Below are 17,826 nucleotides of genomic sequence, written 5' to 3'. Positions count from 1 at the left end.
CCCCCGCCCCGCGCCCCCGGCGCAAGCCCAGCCTCACGCCGATGATCGACGTGGTGTTCCTGCTCTTGGTGTTTTTCATGCTGGCCTCGCGCTTTGGCATGGACACGGTGCTGCAACTGCCGCTGGCCGGACAGGGCGGCAGCTACGACGGCCCGCCGCGCCTCATTGGCGTCGGACCCGGCAACCTGGATGTGAACGGCGTGCCGGTGGCGGACGCAAACCTCCCTCAGGCGCTGGCGCCCTTGATGAAATCCCCCGCCGACATGCTGATTCTCAGGGGCCGCGACGGTGCCAGCCTGCAGCGCATCACTGACATCACCGCCCTGCTGCAGCAAGCGGGCCTCAGCAACGTCGTGCTGGTGGAATGAGGCAACGCCCATGGACCTGAGCGATCCCCCGAAACGCCCCCGCGCCGAATCCATCGTGCCGATGATCAACGTGGTGTTCCTGCTCTTGATCTTCTTCCTGATGACCTCGCGCCTGGCGCAGCCTGACCCGTTTGACGTCACCCCGCCCGATGCCGCCTCCGAGACCGCGCCAGAGGCCCAGCCTGTGCTCTACATCAGCGCCGATGGCCGGATGTATTTCGACGGGGCCGAGGATGAGGCCGCTCTCACCCGCCTCGCCGCCGCCAGTGCAGGCCATCCCAACGTGCAACTGCGCGCCGACGCACGGCTGGAGGCCAAGACCCTCGCCCGCATCCTGCGCCAGCTGGCTGAGGCGGGCCTCGCCAGCGCCGAACTGGTGGTGCACCGCCGATGAAACGCGCCGCTGAATTCACTGTCTTTGCGGGCCTCGCGGGCCTCATCCACGTAGCACTCTTTGCCAGCGCGCCAGAGCAGGGCGCGCAATCCAGCGGTGCGGGCGGCGAGGCGCTGGTCTCGCTCCAGCCGGCCAGCGCCGAGGTCGCCCGCATGGCCGAGGCCTGGCAGAAGCCGCCTGAGGCCCCGCAGATCGAAACCCAAAGCGCAGACCCGCTGCCCCGGGTCCAGGCCCCTGCCCTGCCGCAGTTTGATCTGGCCCAGGCGCCGCGTGCCGCGCTGCTGGCCCCGCTAACCCAGCCCGCTGCGGCCCAGCCGGTGCAGGCGGACACCGCGCCACCGCCGCCGCCAAAGCCGCGCAAACCAGCGCCAAAGCCGGAGCCGCAGGCCAAGCTGGACCCTGAGCCGCAGCAGAAACCCGCCCCCAAGGCAAACTCCAACAGGAATTCTGCTGGCCAGCAGGCCCAGCGGGCGGCGGGATCTGGCGGCGGCGCCGAGGCGGGCCAATCCGGCGGTGCCCGGACCGCCACCGCCGACCCGGGCCGCGAGGCAAAGCTACGCAACGTCTGGGGCAACAAGATCCGTGCCCGTATCGAACGGCGCAAACGCTACCCCTCCGGCGCCAAGGGCCAGGCACAGGTGGTGCTGCGCCTGACAGTTGCCCGTGATGGCCGCCTGCTGGACCACCGCATCGCCAGATCGTCAGGGATAGCTGCGTTTGATCAGGCAGCCCTGGCCGCCGTTGCCCGTGCCGGAAACTTCCCGCCCGCGCCGAAAAAACTGCAGGCCAGCCAGATCCGCCTCAGCCTGCCCATCAGTTTCACCAAATAGAACCGCTGCCTGAGCGCGCGCCCTGACGCAGGCCCGCTCAGGCCCCGGCGTTCAAGGCGGCCCGCCAGACACGGAACCGGCCCTGCCCGGTTACCTCCTGCACCAGGTTCTGCGCTTCGAACCAGGCAATGTTGCGCTGCACCGCCGCGCGGCTGACGCCGGTCAGCTCTTCGGCCAGCGGCGCCGTCACCATCGGCCAGCTGCGGAACACTTCGATCAGCCGCGGCGGGGTGCGGCCCGACAGCGGCTTGATGCAGCGGCGGGCATCGCCTTCCCACCGGTCGAGCTGATCCAGATGCCGCATCGCGCGGAGGATCCCCTGGTCCACCGCCTGCAGCCAGCGCTGCAGCCGCTCCTGCGGCGCCCCGCCGCCGCGCAGCCCCCCTGCCCCGCTCATCAGCAGCGGCGCAAACAGGGCGCCGTCCTGCCCCTCGCCCGCCGACATGCGCGCAGCGATCACCGCGCCCTCCAGAACATCGCCCTCAGGTCCGATCCCGGCCAGCGGCCAGAGGTGAAGGGCAAAACACGCGCGGACAATCGGATGCAGGGACGAGGCCGCTTTCATAATCGCATTCCAACCAGCGATCCTGCCGGTCAGGGGGTCATCCCCGCGGGCCTCGTGACGGCCCAGGAACCCGGCGATGTCCGCCCCTGGCCCAGGACCGCCCGACAGCCGCCGCAACGCCCAGGCGGTGCGCTGCAGCGCCGCGGTGTCCTCCCCGGCAGCGCTGATCCGCATCGCCTGCCACAGCCCCAGCCGGTCGGCAGAGATCCGGTCGCCGGACAGCCAGCTCAGCTCTGACGCTTCTGTCAGTGCCAGCCGGTGCCGCCATCCCTCCGGGCCGCGCCGCAGCCGCTCATCCAGCGCGCCGAACCGCACTGCCGCCTGCGCCAGATGCAGCGCCTCCGCAGCCTGCGCCTGTTCCCAGCCGGCAATCTGCGCCCGCTCATCCGGGTCGCTGCGCGGCAGCGGCGGCAGGAAATCCACCTCCTCCTCCGGCGGCCCAGGCAGGAACCACAGGTCCTCCTCCCCGGTTTCACCGTCGAATGGGCTGTCAGCGGCCGCCCCGGCAGCGCCTTTGGTTTCAAAAGGGTTCGGTTTCATAAGTGCAAAATATGATGATTTTGCACATTACCCAAGGCTTTTTGTTTTTCCGTTGAAAACCACCCGATCCCCCTTGCCGCACCGAAGCGCGCTGCGAAGCAAGAGACAGCCGCAAACGTGACCTCGAACAGGCAAGGCCCGATGGTCCATTTCATGGCAGCAGCGGTCCGGGTCATCCCATCTCCCCGGCAAGGCTCGCGCTTCAGTCCGGAGGTTTCGCAGCGAAACCTCTGCTCCGCCAAGGCTAAGGTTGAGGCTGCCCGGGAACCGCTGGCGGCCGGGCAAAATGAATCAGTAGCCTCTCCTGCCCCCGGAAGGTTTCGCTGCGAAACCTGCGCAAAAGCCGATCCAGCCGACGCGCCTGAAACCGGAAATGACCTGAACAACCGCCGAGTTTTCCCCCTGCCCTGCGCGCTCCTCCAGAAAGGGTTTCGCTGCGAAACCTCCGGGACAGGTGCCGGAATGACCGGGCCGGCAAAGAAAAACCCCGGCCCATCGGGCCGGGGTTTCGCTGCGAAACCTGTCTTGGGGGCCGGCTTGTCAGCCGTGTTCCAGCAGGTGCCGGACGTTGTCCATGACCGTGTCCACCAGCTCTTGCGTCACCTCGCTGCCGGAGAAGCGGATGGCATAACCCGCGGGGCCGTACTCACGTTCGATCGTGATGCCGCGGGCAACCTCTGTGCGGCGGGCCTTTTCGACCTTCTTTGCGGTCTTGGGACGGCCGCCGCGGCTGGGGTCCAGCGGCTCGCCTTCGGTGCTTTCGATGACCGGAACCATTGCCTCCCATTCCTCCGCTGCGGAGCGTCCGCCTGCCCGCTCCAGCGCCGCTCTCAGACGCTCTGCCGCACCCGTCCTCAAGGCGCCGGCCAGGCGCAGACACTGGCGTTCATTCAGGCCGGTGCCGTGGCTCAGCATATCGCCGAGCTCCTCGTGGATCACCGCAAAGGAGCGGATCTTGGAGCGCTTGGCCTTGGAGGCGTGCTGGAACAGAACCGCCACCGCCTCGTCGACGCTGGCGAAAATGCCATCATGCACTGCCGACGCCGCCGCCCGGCCGCGTTCATACTGGCTGAGGCCGGAGCGGATCTCGTTCTCTTCGATCATCGAGACCAGCGCATTGGCGATGCTGCCGGGTTCGCGGATGAAGGCCGGGATGGTCTGGAACCGGTCGCCGCCGCTGACCGCGTTGAGACGGCGCAGCGCAGTCAGGCGGCGGTAGCCGGAGACCAGCGCGTATTTACCCGCATCTTCCGGGTTCAACGGTTCAAAGACTTCGATCGGCAGGCGCAGGCCGTTGACCGAGATCGAGGTCATCAGCTCCTGCATCTCCTCCTCGTCCAGTTCAATTCTGTCCCGGTTCAGAGCATCCGCGGTGATGTCCTCCAGCGGCAGCTCCACCGCCACCAGGCCCTTGCCCTCGGCAGCGCGCAGGCGTTCGGCATCGGCCTTGTCGCGGGCGATGGCCTCACGGTCGGCCTGAGGCAGCGGGTCGGCGTGGCGGGCCGCGTCGGCCACAACGTCGGCAATTGGCGGCCGCAGGCCTGGGCTGCGGGCCAGATCCCGGTCAATGCCGGCCTCAATTTCCTTCAGCGCCTCGGGCGAAGGGGTCTCAAGCTGTCTGCGGCGTGCCATCTGCTCTGTCCTCTTTCTGGGTCTGTTCTGCCTGCTCCATCTGCTGATCGCGCCACCAGCTGCCGATCAGAAGCTCCTTGAATTCCGCATAGGTGCGGTCGAACACTTCACGCCCGCGCACGTAGGTCTCGCGGTTGAAATTGCGGTAGTCGGCCTCGTAGATGCCGGACACGCTTTCGCCGGCCTGGCCGACCATGGCGGTGTAATCCTGCCGGTAGGCATTCATCATGTCGCCGAAATAAGCCTGGATCACATTGGCCAGATCGCTTTGCTGGCTGGCGTCAAAGCGGGTGATCAGGGCCCGGACCACGTCCCATTCGAACTTCATCTCGGGGAGCCCTGCGCGGCGGCGGCCGGCGTTTTCGCCGTCCTCGATAGAGGCGAAGGTGGAATAAAGCATGTCGAAGAAACGGCCCGTCGAGTCGAACTCCAGGAAAGACGCGCCAAGCGGCACCATCAGGATGTCGGCCGCGGCCAGTGCGTTGATCGTCAGGTATCCCAGGGCAGGCGGCGTATCCAAAAGCACGATGTCGTAGTCATCGAGCGCGCCGCCCTGGTCCAGCGCATTGGTCAGCGCGTCCCACAGCGCCCAGTTGCGCAAGCCCATGCGCCAGACCGGGATCTGGAATTCCGCCCAGTACAGGTTCAGCTGCGCGCCGATCAGGTCGATGTTGGGCCAGTGGGTTTTCTGGACCACGTTTCGCAGCGAAACCTCCCTGGCCTCGGTCAGGGTTTCATCGAGCGGAATGGCGTTGAGGCCGGAAGCGGCGCGGACCTTGTTCTCAGCCTCCACCGCATCCGCATAATCACGGGCGAGGAGGGGAAAGACGGTCTGCCATTCGTCGGCCACCTGGCCGCCGAGGATCGAGGTCATCGAGCCCTGGGAGTCGAGATCGACCACCAGCACCTTGTAACCGTCGAGCGCCGCCGACATCGCCAGATGCGCCGCGGTGGAGGTCTTGCCGACGCCGCCCTTGAAGTTGGCAACCGCGACCACCTTGGCGGGCAGGCCCTCGGGGCGGTAGGGGCGGTACTCCTTGGTGGAGATGCCTTCCTCCGCGAAATGGTCGCGCAGTTTCAGCACTTCCTCCAGGGTGAACCATTTGGAGCCGCTGGCGCCTTCGCCCTGGGGCAGGTCGGGGTTCTTGTTCAGCACCCGGCGCAGGTGGGCGGGGGCCACCGGGATCAGGTAGCGGGTGATCTCCCAGGTGGAGAACTTGCGCAGCCGCTTGCGCCCGTCGGGAGCGTAGCCGCGCTTGGCCAGATCATCGCGGCCGCGCCCTGCAAATGCGGCTGCCTTGGCGAATCTGGCGGTGTCGACCAGCTCACCGAGCTTGGCCGCTGCAGCCTCCGGATCCAGGTTGAAATAGGGGGGCAGGGGGGTATCAGGTTTCTTTGCCATGTGCCTTATGCCTCGGGTATATCGCCTGTTTGGCGTGTTATCCCGGTTTTTGTCGCACATCCTGGGCAGAGAGTGAATCATTATCTGACAGCGCATCTGTTTTCCGCTGCCGTCCGTATCCCGCGGATAATATGAGTCTTTTCCCCAAAAATTACTATGGCACAAACAGGTTGAAATGTTGTGAATCTTTGATTCAGTTTAGAGTCTTTAGGTCAGGTAATCCTTTATATTTCATACGGTTAAGAGTGTTTGGGCACCTGTCTCCGGTACCAAAGGAACCCGTTTCCGGGATCATGGGTACCTGTCTGCGGGAAGAAGGGTTCCGATTCGCAGGAGGAGGGGCACCCGCGACTCAGAAGGCCGGTTTCGGGCGGTTTCCGGCCTCAGATTAGCCTGAAAAGCGGGATTTCGGGGATGGATTTCCGCAGAAATTCAGGGGCGGATGCCAAAGGTACCCGTTTGCGGGACGGGGCTCTCCCGTAAAAGGGTGCCCAAAGCAGGATTGAGAACGGGTGCCTTTTCCGTCATAGTAACCGCGAGAGCAGATCCCGGAGAGTCGCAAAGGCCGAAGCGGGACGAAAGGGCAGGGCGATGGACGCTGATAACATCCCGCACAGCAAGCTGACAGGCCCCCTGCGCCGGGGGTCGGTAAAGAAGAACGTGGCGGCGATCCATGTCTCCGGCAAGCTGACGCTCTTGCAGCGGAAGCTGTCGAACGTGCTGCTGCTCAATGCCTATGACGCGCTGGTCACCAAGCCCAAGCACCAGATCGACGCGCAGACGCTGTGCCTGATGGTGGGCTACAATTCCAACGATATGGAGACGCTGAAACAGTCGCTGCGCTCCTTGGCGGAGACGGTGGCGGAATGGGACATGCTGGATGAGCAGGGGCGGCAGGAGTGGGGCGTAAGTTCCCTGTTGTCCTACGCCAAGCTGTCGGGCGGGGTCTGCGAGTACGCCTATTCGCCCGCACTGGCGGAGAAGCTGCATGACCCCAAGGTCTTTGCCCTGATCAATCTGAACATTCAGCGGCGGTTCACCAGCGGCCATGCGCTGGCGCTTTATGAAAACTGCTACCGCTTTGTGCGGACGGGATCGACCGGCTGGTGGGACATTGCGCTGTTCCGCCGCCTGATGGGGGTGGATGGCAGCGCCTATTACGAGAGCTTCAAGCATCTGAATGCCAAGATCATCAAGCCGGCAGTGGCGGAGGTGAACAAGACCTCCAACATTCTGCTGACACCGGAGTTCAAGAAGATGGGCCGGCAGGTGGCGGAGGTGCGGTTCCTGATCAAGGAGAACCCGCAGCTGGCGATGCTGGATATCGACGACGGGGCAGGGGTGCGGCAGGGGGCTGTTTACACCCAGCTGATGGAGCTGGGGGTCAGCGACCGGCTGGCGCGGCAGTGGATTGCCGAGCATGGCGAGGACTATGTCGCCGAGAAGGTCGGCTATCTGAAGGGGCGCAAGGGCGTCGACAGCCCGGTGCGCTACCTGAGTGCGGCCTTGCGGGACGACTACAAGGATGCGCCGGCCGAAACGGCCAAGGCGGTGTCGCCGGAGGTGCTGGCCGCGGCAGAGGCGCGCAAGGCGGCAGAGGCCGAGGCGGCGCGGGCAGCGGCGGCAGAGGATGCGGCCAAGGCGCGGGAACGGTCCCTGCGCGCGCAGAAGCTGGAGCGGATCCGGGAGCTGGCGGCGGGGCGCTCGCCCACCCAGCGGGATGCCGACAAGCGGCTGTTCCTGAGCCGCCTGGAGGATGAGATCGACCGCGAGGAATTCCGCAACCGCGGCTGGAGTGCGGCGCTGCTGGCGGGACCGATGGCGGAGTTCTGGGAAGAGCTGATCCCCGGTGCGCTGGAGGATCTGGCGGAGCTGGAAAGCGGGCAATAGCCGGCAGGGATGCCACCCCCGGCTGCCCGGCAGCTGGAGCCGGATTTCAGGACGCGCGCCCGGGGGCCCGGTTCAGCCTCGCCGTGATTTCAGACAGGCGTGACCAGGTTTGCAGGGTGACCGGCAGGCTGAGCGAGGCCTCGGCAAAGTCCCAGGAATAGGCGACAATCGAGAACACTGCGCCGGCGGTGACTGTCATCATCGCGGCAGCGAACCAGAGATTGAACAGGATCAGCGCCAGCAGGAGGGCAAAGACCGCGCCGTAGAGGATGGCCTCGGCATCCGACAGCTGCACCTCAAAGCGGCGCAGGCGCCGCAGATGGGCCAGCGTTGACCCCTGTGCGCGTTTCTCCAGCACGCCGACCTGGCGCTCGGTCTGCTGGTTGAGCTGGCCGTTGAGGCGGAAGAAGCGGCGGTGGAACAGGGCATAGACGGCGGCCATGCCAAAGGCGGCAGCCAGGGCAGCGAGGGCCAGCTGCTGCGCAAAGGCAAAAAGCACCGTGATGGAGACCGCGAATTGCACGCCTGCGGCCATCGCGGAGGGCAGGGTGTCTTCCAGGAAGTCCACCAGTTCGCGCCCCATGTCCAGCCGGGCGTTCAGGGCTGAGACCGGCAGGGCGGCGGAGCGCGCCGCCTGCGCCTTGCCCAGTTCGACGCGGATGGTGCCGTAGGCGCGGGTGTCATAGAGACGGCGGGTGACGCCAAGCGCAACCAGCGCGGCCAGCAGGCCCGCCAGATGCCACAGGGCGCGGGGGGTTTCACCCAGCAGGCCGTCGATGGCAAAGCCGATGAACAGCGGAACAAGCGCGGTCAGGGCGGCCTCGCCCAGCGTCAGCGCCCAGGTCAGCGCAATGCGGCCCTTGAAGACCGTCAGCAGTGATAGAAGGGTCAGACCCCGGTCAGCCAGCATCGCCTTCACCCGCCGTAAAACACATGGATCGTGGTATTGCCCGGGCCAACCGAGGCTTCGGCGAAACCGGGTTCGTCCTGCGGGCTGCTGGCGCCTGAAACGCCGATGCCTTCGAGCTGTTTATCGCCGTTGAAGTTCAGGTCCTCGTCGCCGTTTTCGTCGTGAAAGAGAACCACCGCATAGGGGCCTGCGGTCAGTTCCGGGAAGGCATGCGCGGTGCTGCCAGGCCGGGCGGGGACCGCGGCAAAGGCTTCGGCTTGCCAGAAGTCCAGCGTTTCGTAGGCCTTGGCCTCGCTGAAGACAGCGATCAGGATATTGCCTTGGCTGTTGCGGATGCCGTCGATGGTGAGGCGCAGACCCTCGGCCGAGGCGGGGGAGGAGAGGACTGTCAGAACGGCGGCGAGGGTGAGGAAGCGGGTCATGCGGGTTTCCTGTGTTCAGGTTGCGGGGAAGGGGGGAGGCGGAAGAGGGCGATAATGTCTTCTGCGATGGCGATCAGCACCGGCACCAGGATGAGCATCAGGGCGGTGCCGAACAGCTCGCCAAAGGCCAGGGAGACCGCGGCGGGGATCAGGTATTGCGCTTGTTCGGAGGTTTCCGACAGCAGCGGCAGCAGGCCGATCACCGTGGTGGCAGTGGTCAGGAAAATCGCCTGGAAGCGGCCAATGCCCGCCTGATGCAGGGCGCGGGCAACGGTCCCGCCCCCTTCGCGGGCCTGATTGTAGCGGGTGATCATCACCAGGCTGTCGTTCACGATCACGCCGGTGAGCGCGAGCATTCCGAAGAATGACAAGAGCGACAGCGGCACATCCATGATTAGATGGCCGACGGCGGCGGCGACAAAGCCGAAGGGCACGATGGCCAGGATCACGAAGGGCTGCCAGTAGCTTTGGAGCGGCACCGCCATCAGCACATAGATCAGCACCGCCGCGAGGATCAGTGCGCGCAGCAGCCCGCCCTGAATTTCCTCCGTCTCCTCGAGCTCGCCTGCAGCGGCGACCTGGACGCTGGGGTATTTGGCGGCCAGCTGCGGCACCAGCTGTTCAAAGACGGCCTGGCCGACCTCGCCGGGCGCTGCCACCGCGCGGTCGATTGCTGCCGCCACGGTGTTGACCCGCCGCCCGTCGCGGCGGTGGATCACGCCGGAGACATAGCTGCCCTCAATATCGGCGACGGTCCCCAGCGGCACCCAGGCGCCAGTGTTGCTGCGCAGGCGCAGCTGCATCAGGTCGCTGATGGTATCGCGGGCCGCGCGGTTGTTCTGCACCAGCACCCGGATTTCTGACCCGTCGCGGCGGATGCGGGCAACTTCGGCACCGCCGAAACCGTTGCCGATCTGGCTGGCCAGGGTTTCCGCAGTGAAACCGAGATTGCGGGCGTCAGGGCGCAGGCGCAGCTTCAGCTCGGGCTGGCCGCCGGCCATCCCGTCGCGGATGCTGGACACACCTTCGATGCCGCCAAGAAAGCTGCGCATCTCGCCGCTGGCTTGGCGCAGCAGGTCTTCGTCCTTGGACATCAGGCGGATGCGGAAGCCGCCTGCCAGTTCCTCGGAGCCGGTGAAATCCAGCTCGGTTGCGCCCTCGACCGCGCCGGTGCGTTCGCGCCAAAGGCGGACCACGTCCAGGATCGGGACATCGGGGCGGTCTGCCACCGGCAGCATCTCGGCATAGATCTGGGCGCTGCCTGCGCTGCTGATGATGGTGAAGAAGGTTTTGACCGGCGCGGCTTCCATTCCGGTCTGTTCCGCCAGCTCCCGGTTCAGCGCATGGCCCGCCGCCTCGATCCGGTCCACATTTTCTCGGGTCAGGGCAAAAGGCGCGCGGGCGTCCATTTCCAGGTTCACGGTGATCACCTGGCCCGGGACCTCAGGGAAGAAAACGGTGCGGACCTTGCCCTTGACCATCAGCCCAAGCCCCAGACAGGCCGCGACGATGAACAGCACGAACACGGCGTAACGGTAGGTCACGGACACCACCAATAGCGGCTGATAGATCCGGTCGCGGACCCAGCAGAGCCCGCCCCGCGCCCCGTCCTGGATGCGGCCCCACAGGCGGCTGAGCAGATAGCGGCGGCGCGGCTGCAGCGGCACATGGGCCAGATGCGCGGGCAGGATGAACTTGCTTTCGATCAGGGAGAAGATCAGGGCCAGGATCACAATGCCTGAAAAACCGGCCAGCGCCTTGCCCAGCGGGTTGTCGATCAGCAGCATCGGAAAGAAGGCGGCGATGGTGGTCAGCACGCCAAAGACGGTTGCGACGGCGACCTTGTGCACGCCTTTTTCGGTGCCTTCTACCGGGTCTTTCACCTTGCGGCGTTCCTCGAACACGCTTTCGCCGACCACCACCGCGTCGTCGACCAGGATCCCAAGGGCGAGGATCAGGCCGAAGGTGGTTACGTCGTTCAGCGAGTAGTCCACCCATTTCGACCCGGCCACCGCGATGGCGCCCATGACCGAGATCGGGATGCCCATCGCCACCCAGAACGCCAGCCGCACGTTCAGGAAAACCGAGAGCATCAGCGCCACCAGGATCAGCCCCTGCACGCCGTTGGATTTGAGCAGGGCCAGCCGGTCGGCGATGTAGCCGGCGCTGTCGCCCCAGACCTCAATTTGGACCGAGGGCGGCAGGTGGCGTTCGAAGTCCGCTGCCACGCTGCGGACAACGCGGCTGATTTCCAGCAGGTTTTCCTTTTGCCCGACCAGCACCTCCATGCCGACGGTGGGGCTGCCGTTGAGGCGGAACAGGAAGTCGCCCTCCAGGTGGCCGTCCTCGATTGTGGCGATGTCGCGCAGCGGAACATGCGAGCCGTCCTCGCGTTCGATCACCGGCAGGGCGCCGTATTCCGGCGCGTAGCGGGCCCGGTTGTCGGCGCGCAGGTGGATGGTGCCATCCTGGGTGCGCAGCTGGCCTGCCTGGAAGGTCAGCGAGTTTGACTGGATCGCCGCCGCCACATCGCCGGCGGTCAGCCCGTACTGGCGCAGCCGTTCCGGGTCCGCCTCGATCCTCAGTTCGCGCGGGATCAGGCCCCAGATCTTGAGCCGCGACAGTTCCGGCTGGGCCAGCAGCTCCTCCTTCAGCCGTTGGGCCAGGGTTTGCAGGGTGGCCGGGCCGGCTTGGCCGTGCAGGTTTACGTAAAGCGCCGGGAAGTCGAAGCCTGACGCCTCGATCACCGGGCGGCGGGCCTTGTCCGGCAGATCGGCCAGCCCGTCGATGCGGATGCGGACCCGGTCCAGCACCGCCTGCAGTTTCTCGCCGCCCGCGCGGCGGACAGAGATGGTGCTGAGGCCGTTGGCCGACAGCGAGGTGATGCTGCGCACACCCTCCAGGCCTTCGAGCGCCTGTTCGGCTTTTTGCGTCACCAGCTCATCCACCTGGGCGGCGGTGGCGCCTGGGTATTCGATGGAAATTTCGACGCTTTCCGGCGGGATGCGCGGGAAGCCTTCGATCCGGATCGACATCAGGGTCTGCACCCCGAGGAACAGGATCAGTGCCATCATCAGGTTGGCGGCGACGGGGTTGCGGATGAACCAGGCGGTCAGGGCGTGCATGGTTCAGCCCTCCGCCGGTTTCGGGCTGACGCGCTGGCCGGGCAGAAAGGAGGCCAGCGGTGTCCGGGCCACCAGCCAGGGGCCGGTGCCCTCGGGTGCGTCAATGATGATGTTCCCGCCGTGCCGGAATAGCACCCTGGGGGTGATGCGCTGCAGGAGGCCGGCGCCGTCGACCAGCCAGATATGCCCGGCCCGGGTCAATGTGCCTTCGGGAAGGGTGAGGGTGCTGGAAAGCTCCCGCCCGCGGAAGGCAACGCGCAGGAAGTCGCCCGCGAGCACCGCCTGCTGCGGGTCCGTGACCTCCAGAAAGATGCGCATCTGGCGGGTTTTCTGATCGAGGAATCCGCCGCCCTGGCGGATCCGGGCCTGGCCGAGGGGCTGGCCGTTGCGGTGGTAAAGCTCCGCCATCTGGCCGGTGACGGGCTGTTGCAGCAGCTTCCAGTCCTCCTGGCTCAGCCCGGCGGTGATTTCGAACTGGCGGTTATCGGCCAGCTGCAGCAGGGGATCGCCCGCGTTTACGGTCTGGCCGAGGCTGGCCAGGCGGCGGGTGACAAACCCGGAGAAGGGGGCCGTGACCTCGCAATCCGCCAGATCGCGCTGCGCGGTCTGCAGCTGCGCCTTGGCGGCGGCCACGTTGCGTTCGGCGATCCTCAGCTGCGGCAGGTGAAGCGCCAGGTCATTGGGCGGGCTGGCGCCGTCGCGGGCAAACTGCCGCTGGGCGACGGTCACCTTGTTCCGGGCCTGAAGCAACAAAAGCCGGGCCTGTTCCAGAGACAGTTCAGCCGCGGCAACGGCGGTTTCATAGCGGGTTTTCTCGATGGAAAACAACGGCGTGCCTTCGGCGGCCCGGGCGCCGGCCAGTGCACCGCCGTGCACCGCTAGGATCCGGCCGGAGACCGCAGAGCGCAGTTCAGCATCCCAGCGCGGGCGCAGCTCGGCGTAGGCGGAGACAACAGCCCGGGCCGGGGCGGGCGAAACCGCAATGACCGAAACCGCGGGGGCAGGCGGCGGCGCTGCCGCGCGGGTCACATCGGCGGTGTCCTCGGTCTCAAACAGCAGCAGGACAACTGCGGCCAGGACCGCCACCGAAACGGCCAGCCACAGCCATTGCCTGCCGCGCCGCACCGGAGCCTTGGGTGTTGTGTTTGCCATCTGCTGCCTTTCCCGCCGAAACCAGAATCACTGCCCCTTGCGGGGCGGTGTTATCTGGCATATACAGTGAACGATCGTTCGTTCAAGGAGTGTTCCGAAAAAATGCCTGCCGGAGAAGACAAGGCCGCATCGAAACGGGAAAAGGCAATTGCACAGCGCCGGGCGCAGATCCTGGAGGCGGCGCTGGAGTGCTTTCTGGAGAACGGCTATCACCAGACCGGAGTGCGGGATATTGCGAAGAAGGCCGGGGTAAGCCTGGGCAATCTTTATAATCACTTCCCGGGCAAGCATGACGTGCTGGCAGAAATCGCGGCGCTGGAGCGGCTGGAACTGGCGCCGTTTCTGAAGATGCTGGCCGGCCCGGCCCCGGCGCCGAAGGTCCTGAAAAAGTTTGTGGCGGCCTATGCCAAATACCTGGCGGATCCGGATACCGTGATCCTGACGCTGGAGATTTCCGGCGAGGCCATTCGCAAGCCCGACATTGCCGCGATGTTCATGGACAACCGGGAGCAGCTAGCCGCCGCGCTGACGGCGGTGCTGGAGCGCGGAATTGCCGAAGGCGGCCTGCGCCGCCTGCCCGATCCGGGGGAGACGGCACAGCTGATCATCGAGGTGGCGGAGGGCAGCGCCTACCGTTGCGTGCTGAGCAAACTGCCCATGCGCAAGGTTCAAAAAGGGTTGTGGGATTTTGTTTCCGCGGCCGTCCTGGCGCCTTAAGCGCCTGCCGGGCCGTGTGTCCGTTCTGGCGGTGTGGGCGCAGGGAGCTATAGTCTTTGGGGCTGGCAGGCGGTTTGCCTGCCCGGCCATGCGGCACGGAACCGGGGCAACAGGACATTTGCGCGATCCAGAGACCAAGATTCCCATCCTGCTGATCGGTTACGCGGTGACCGTGCTGAACACGATGCCGGTCTGGCTGGCGGAGCTGTCGCAAAAAAGCGGCAGCAGCAGCACCGCGGCGGGACTGGTAGCGAGCCTGCTGCTTCTGTCTGCGACGGCCGGCTGCCTGGCCGGGCCGGGTTTGCCGCGGCCGTCCGGGCCAAGGATCGCCGCCGGGACCGTCCTGGCCTGCACGATTGGCGCTGCCGCGGTTCCGGTCTTCGGACTGGCCTCTCTTGTTGCAGGGTCTGTTCTGGCCGGCGTTTCGATGGGTGTGGTGTTGTCCGTTCCCCTGTCCCTTGGGCTGCACAGCCAAAAGGCGCTGCGGGTGTTCGGGTATGGCATGAGCCTGGGGTGCGTGGTGTCCTTTGTGCTGCTGGTCTTTCTGGCACTGGCGGGATTGAATTCGCTGCCGTTCCTGGCTGCCTTGGCGGGTCTTCAACTGGCCATTCTGGTGCGTTCCGTGCCGGCAGGAGGCCGCCCGGATTACGGAGCTTTTGCCTGGGCGCGCGACATCAGCCTGTTTCCCTTTTTTGTTTTGATGGGTGCCTATTGGGCGTTGCTGGAACTCTATGCCATTGATCTGGGTGTCCGCAGCCTGAGCGGCTGGCTGGCGGCCAGCCTGCTGTTCTCGGCGCTTGGGTCTTTTCTTGCGGGTCTGGCCTCCAGCCGTCTGCGGCGCTGGCTGCAGCTTGCCGGGCTGCTGATCGCGGCGCTGGCGGGCGGGCTGACTTATGCCGCCTTTTCCGAAACCGCGCTGGGGCTGATGATCCTGTGCAATGCCTTCGGGCTGTTCCTGTTCTTTCCGCTGTATCTGGAAGCCACGGACTCACCGCCATTCGGGATGGCGCGGTATCTGCTGGGATTTGCGCTCGGCGGCGGTGCGGGCAGCCTGCTGGTTGCCCTTGGCGGATATCCGGCGCTGGCGGTTGCGGTTGCGGTCTCAGGCGCGATTGCGGTTCCGGGGGTGTTCAGGGCGGGGTCAGGGACGGCCCGGTAGCGATGTTGAGCCCGGCTTTCCGCCAGCCATTGATTGCCGCCGCGCCGTGTTCGGCGCTGATGTTGGTCAACTCCAGTTCCTGAAGCGCCACCTGCTCGAACTCGGGGAACATCTGCCGCATCTGCGCCACCGCCCGGGCGGCGGCCTGCATGTTGTCCAGCTCCGCGTGCAGCCACGCCAGATGCGCCTGGTACCAGAAAAACTCTGGCATCGGGACCCGCTCCACCTCGACCAGTGCCGCTTCGAAAAACCCCTGGCTGGCATAGAGCCAGCAGCGGGCGTAGTGGTACCAGCCGGGGTGCACCGGGCTGAGGTCGATGGCCCGGTCCAGGAGTTCAACTGCGCGGTCGTATTCCCCAAGGAACAGGTAGCAGGAGCCGATTTCCGCCAGTACATCGCAATGGCCGGCGTTCAGTGCCAGAGCGCGGCCGGCAGCGTCCCGGAAGCCTGCAATGTCCTTTTGATAAAAGATCGCCAGCGCCAGCGTCATCTGTGCAAAGGCATTCAGGCTGTCGCAGGCCACGGCCCGTCGCGCCGCTGCCGCGCAGAGCGCCAGCGCGTCGGTATCCGGACGCGGGTTGATGTGATAGCGGTATTCTTCCAGCAGCAGCATGGCGTAGGCCGCCCAGCCCTCGGCGGACTCCGTGTCCGATTCCAGTGCCTGGCATAGGCCGTCGCGGGCCTCTGCGTGGATCGCGGGGTCGTAGCAGCGGTAATATTCGTAGAAGCGGGAGATCAGGCGCAGGGTGTCCCAGGACCGGCTGCGCCCTGCCGGTGCGGCCTGGGCGATCTGCTCTGCCATTTCGCCATGGCGGCTGCCGAGGCGTCCGGCAATCAGCCGTGCGATGTCCTCAAGAATATCGAACAGGCCGCCGGTGCCGCCGCCGCGGTCGAATTGCTCGGTTGCGGCCAGATGGCCGCTGGCGGCTTCGGTCACCTGAACCGTCACCCGCAAGTGCTCTGCCGAGCGCCGGACGCTGCCCTCGATAACATGCGAAACGCCATGTGCCTGGCTCATCTCTGCGTTTGAGATACCATCCGCCGCAAGCTGTTCCGTTGTGCGGTGCGACAGCAAGGTGAACTCGCGGAACCGGGACAGGCTGGCGATGGTGTCCTCAGTCAGGCATTCGCCGACAAAGGCGTTGTCAGCATCGCTGCCCAGGCAGCGGAACGGCAACACCGCCAGAACAGTCTGGCCGCTGCGGGCGGCAGGATGGGCGGCCCTGGCAGGTTCCGCAACCGGCGCCACAAACCGGAAGCCCTTGCCGTGAATAGTGCGGATGGTGTGCTGGTCGCGGCCATTGTCTCCGACCGCCTGGCGGGCTTCCTTGATCGCGGTTGACAGGGTCGCATCGGTGATGAAGCGGCCGTCCCAGACCGCGCCGGCCAGATCGTCCTTCAGCACCACCCGGTCCCGGTTGCGGATCAGGTATTCCAGCAGCTGCAGGGTCTGCGGTGTCAGGCTTTGCCGGACCCCGCCGCGCGAAATCTGAAACAGGCCGGTGTCGAGCTCGCAATCATTGAAGGTGAATTTCATGCTGTTTCCCGGTTCCGGACTGGCTTTGCAGGCAAGTACTTAGCGCGAAGGCTCAGGGTTTCTCAGGAAAAGCTCAGATCCTGCGCAAGTCTGAGCCCGCGCCGCCGCCTATCCAGATGCTGCACGACATTGCCCGCACCCGGGCTGCAGCATTGGAGAAAGCAGATGAAATACCGTGACGCGCTGCCGCAATTGAATGGACAGCAAATGATCGCCGATGGCGGGCTGGAAACCACGCTGGTGTTCCATGAGGGGATCAGCCTGCCGCTGTTTGCCGCCTTCATGGCGCTGGAGACCCGCGAGGGCAGGGAGGCCATCGCCCGCTACATGCGCGGGTTTGCCGACCTGGCGGTCCGCAACCGCCGCGGCTTTGTGATGGACACGCCGACCTGGCGCGCCAGCCCGCGGTGGGCGGCGGAACTGGGAGTTGGCAGGGAGCAGCTGGAGGCAGTTCACCGTACTGCGGTCGCAACCCTGCGGGATCTGCGCGACGCGTTGGAGACGCCGCAGTCGCCCTTTGTCATCAACGGGGTGATCGGGCCGCACAGCGATGGCTATGCGCCCAGCGAAATCCTGACCGCGGAGGAGGCGGAAGCCTATCACCAGACGCAGGTTGAATGGTTCGCCGCAATGGGTGCCGACATGGTCTCTGCCATCACCATGACCTATGCGGAGGAAGCCATCGGCATCGTCCAAGCGGCCCGCAGTGCCGCAATTCCGGCGGTGATCTCCTTCACGGTGGAAACCGATGGCCGGCTGCCCTCCGGCCAGAGCCTGCGCGGCGCCGTCGAACAGGTCGATGCGGAGACCGGCGGGGCGGCTGCGTATTTCATGATCAACTGCGCGCATCCTGACCATTTCACCGGGGTGCTGGCCGAGGGCGGCAAGTGGACCGCCCGCATCCGCGGTCTGCGGGCCAATGCGTCGCGGCTGTCGCATGCCGAGCTGGACGAGGCGGAGGAGCTGGATGACGGCGATCCGCAGGAGTTCGGCGCGCTGCACCGGGATCTGGCGCATCTGCTGCCCAATCTGACTGTCGTCGGCGGCTGCTGCGGCACCGATCACCGCCATGTCGAACACGTCTGCATGGCCGGCCGCCATGCCGCCGCTGCGGCGGGCTGAGGCCTCAACCGGACACGAAACGGACTGGAGCGGCAGCCCGCTCCGGCCTTCAAGGGAGATA

The 17,826-nt window shown here is 65.9% G+C and carries 16 protein-coding genes; 7 read left to right on the top strand and 9 right to left on the bottom strand.

Annotated elements, in window-relative coordinates; translation table 11 throughout:
- From RA21_RS19920 to RA21_RS19910, 3 genes are all read left to right on the top strand, one after another.
- Window positions 1-368: ExbD/TolR family protein (locus tag RA21_RS19920; protein WP_039152103.1), on the top strand; the 368-nt coding region annotated here is incomplete at its 5' end.
- Window positions 369-378: 10 nt separating this feature from the next.
- Window positions 379-762, top strand: coding sequence for an ExbD/TolR family protein (locus RA21_RS19915; RefSeq protein ID WP_039152095.1), 384 nt, complete (start codon window positions 379-381; stop codon window positions 760-762).
- On the top strand, window positions 759-1,592 hold the full coding sequence (locus RA21_RS19910) for a TonB family protein (protein ID WP_039152093.1): 834 nt from the start codon (window positions 759-761) through the stop codon (window positions 1,590-1,592). The genes RA21_RS19915 and RA21_RS19910 overlap by 4 nt, the downstream gene beginning before the upstream one ends.
- A 37-nt stretch (window positions 1,593-1,629) precedes the next feature.
- On the opposite strand, the gene RA21_RS19905 is transcribed toward RA21_RS19910, so the two are convergent.
- From RA21_RS19905 to RA21_RS19895, 4 genes are all read right to left on the bottom strand, one after another.
- Window positions 1,630-2,697, bottom strand: a complete 1,068-nt coding sequence (locus RA21_RS19905; protein ID WP_039152091.1) for a helix-turn-helix domain-containing protein — start codon at window positions 2,695-2,697, stop codon at window positions 1,630-1,632.
- Window positions 2,694-2,852 carry a hypothetical protein gene (locus tag RA21_RS22715; protein ID WP_193747157.1) on the bottom strand — a complete coding sequence of 53 codons (159 nt, stop codon included), beginning with the start codon at window positions 2,850-2,852 and terminating at the stop codon, window positions 2,694-2,696. The genes RA21_RS19905 and RA21_RS22715 overlap by 4 nt, the downstream gene beginning before the upstream one ends.
- A gap of 385 nt (window positions 2,853-3,237) precedes the next feature.
- Window positions 3,238-4,329 carry a ParB/RepB/Spo0J family partition protein gene (locus RA21_RS19900; protein WP_039152089.1) on the bottom strand — a complete coding sequence of 364 codons (1,092 nt, stop codon included), beginning with the start codon at window positions 4,327-4,329 and terminating at the stop codon, window positions 3,238-3,240.
- Entirely contained in the window at window positions 4,307-5,731 is a 1,425-nt protein-coding gene (locus RA21_RS19895; RefSeq protein WP_039138054.1) for an AAA family ATPase, read from the bottom strand. Before RA21_RS19895 ends, RA21_RS19900 begins: the two co-directional genes overlap by 23 nt.
- Before the next feature lie 591 nt (window positions 5,732-6,322).
- Here RA21_RS19895 and RA21_RS19890 point away from each other — a divergent pair.
- A complete protein-coding gene (locus RA21_RS19890) occupies window positions 6,323-7,621 on the top strand; it encodes a replication initiation protein (protein ID WP_039152088.1) in 1,299 nt (432 codons plus the stop codon).
- Window positions 7,622-7,667: 46 nt separating this feature from the next.
- Here RA21_RS19890 and RA21_RS19885 read toward each other — a convergent pair whose 3' ends face one another.
- Genes RA21_RS19885 through RA21_RS19870 form a run of 4 tightly spaced genes read right to left on the bottom strand, consistent with a single transcriptional unit; the run spans window position 7,668 to window position 13,230 of the window.
- On the bottom strand, window positions 7,668-8,531 hold the full coding sequence (locus RA21_RS19885) for an ABC transporter six-transmembrane domain-containing protein (protein WP_039152086.1): 864 nt from the start codon (window positions 8,529-8,531) through the stop codon (window positions 7,668-7,670).
- 5 nt (window positions 8,532-8,536) lie between these two features.
- Window positions 8,537-8,953, bottom strand: a complete 417-nt coding sequence (locus tag RA21_RS19880; RefSeq protein WP_052257727.1) for a DUF2141 domain-containing protein — start codon at window positions 8,951-8,953, stop codon at window positions 8,537-8,539.
- Window positions 8,950-12,078, bottom strand: coding sequence for an efflux RND transporter permease subunit (locus RA21_RS19875; RefSeq protein ID WP_039152085.1), 3,129 nt, complete (start codon window positions 12,076-12,078; stop codon window positions 8,950-8,952). The genes RA21_RS19880 and RA21_RS19875 overlap by 4 nt, the downstream gene beginning before the upstream one ends.
- 3 nt (window positions 12,079-12,081) lie before the next feature.
- Entirely contained in the window at window positions 12,082-13,230 is a 1,149-nt protein-coding gene (locus RA21_RS19870) for an efflux RND transporter periplasmic adaptor subunit (protein ID WP_039152084.1), read from the bottom strand.
- Between the two features lie 102 nt (window positions 13,231-13,332).
- Between RA21_RS19870 and RA21_RS19865 the strand changes: the two genes are divergently transcribed.
- Window positions 13,333-13,947, top strand: a complete 615-nt coding sequence (locus RA21_RS19865) for a TetR/AcrR family transcriptional regulator (protein ID WP_019296461.1) — start codon at window positions 13,333-13,335, stop codon at window positions 13,945-13,947.
- A gap of 118 nt (window positions 13,948-14,065) precedes the next feature.
- On the top strand, window positions 14,066-15,106 hold the full coding sequence (locus RA21_RS19860; protein WP_152610596.1) for a hypothetical protein: 1,041 nt from the start codon (window positions 14,066-14,068) through the stop codon (window positions 15,104-15,106).
- Here the strand turns inward: RA21_RS19860 and RA21_RS19855 are convergent.
- Complete coding sequence (locus RA21_RS19855; RefSeq protein WP_039152080.1) at window positions 15,078-16,643, bottom strand: winged helix-turn-helix domain-containing protein; 1,566 nt, start codon at window positions 16,641-16,643, stop codon at window positions 15,078-15,080. The genes RA21_RS19860 and RA21_RS19855 overlap by 29 nt on opposite strands.
- A 165-nt stretch (window positions 16,644-16,808) precedes the next feature.
- Between RA21_RS19855 and RA21_RS19850 the strand changes: the two genes are divergently transcribed.
- Window positions 16,809-17,765, top strand: coding sequence for a homocysteine S-methyltransferase family protein (locus tag RA21_RS19850; RefSeq protein ID WP_039152078.1), 957 nt, complete (start codon window positions 16,809-16,811; stop codon window positions 17,763-17,765).
- Window positions 17,766-17,826 lie beyond the last annotated feature (61 nt).

This window comes from Leisingera sp. ANG-DT (assembly GCF_000813785.1).
In the GTDB taxonomy this organism is placed as follows: domain Bacteria; phylum Pseudomonadota; class Alphaproteobacteria; order Rhodobacterales; family Rhodobacteraceae; genus Leisingera.
This window is presented reverse-complemented; position numbering and strand designations above follow the sequence as displayed.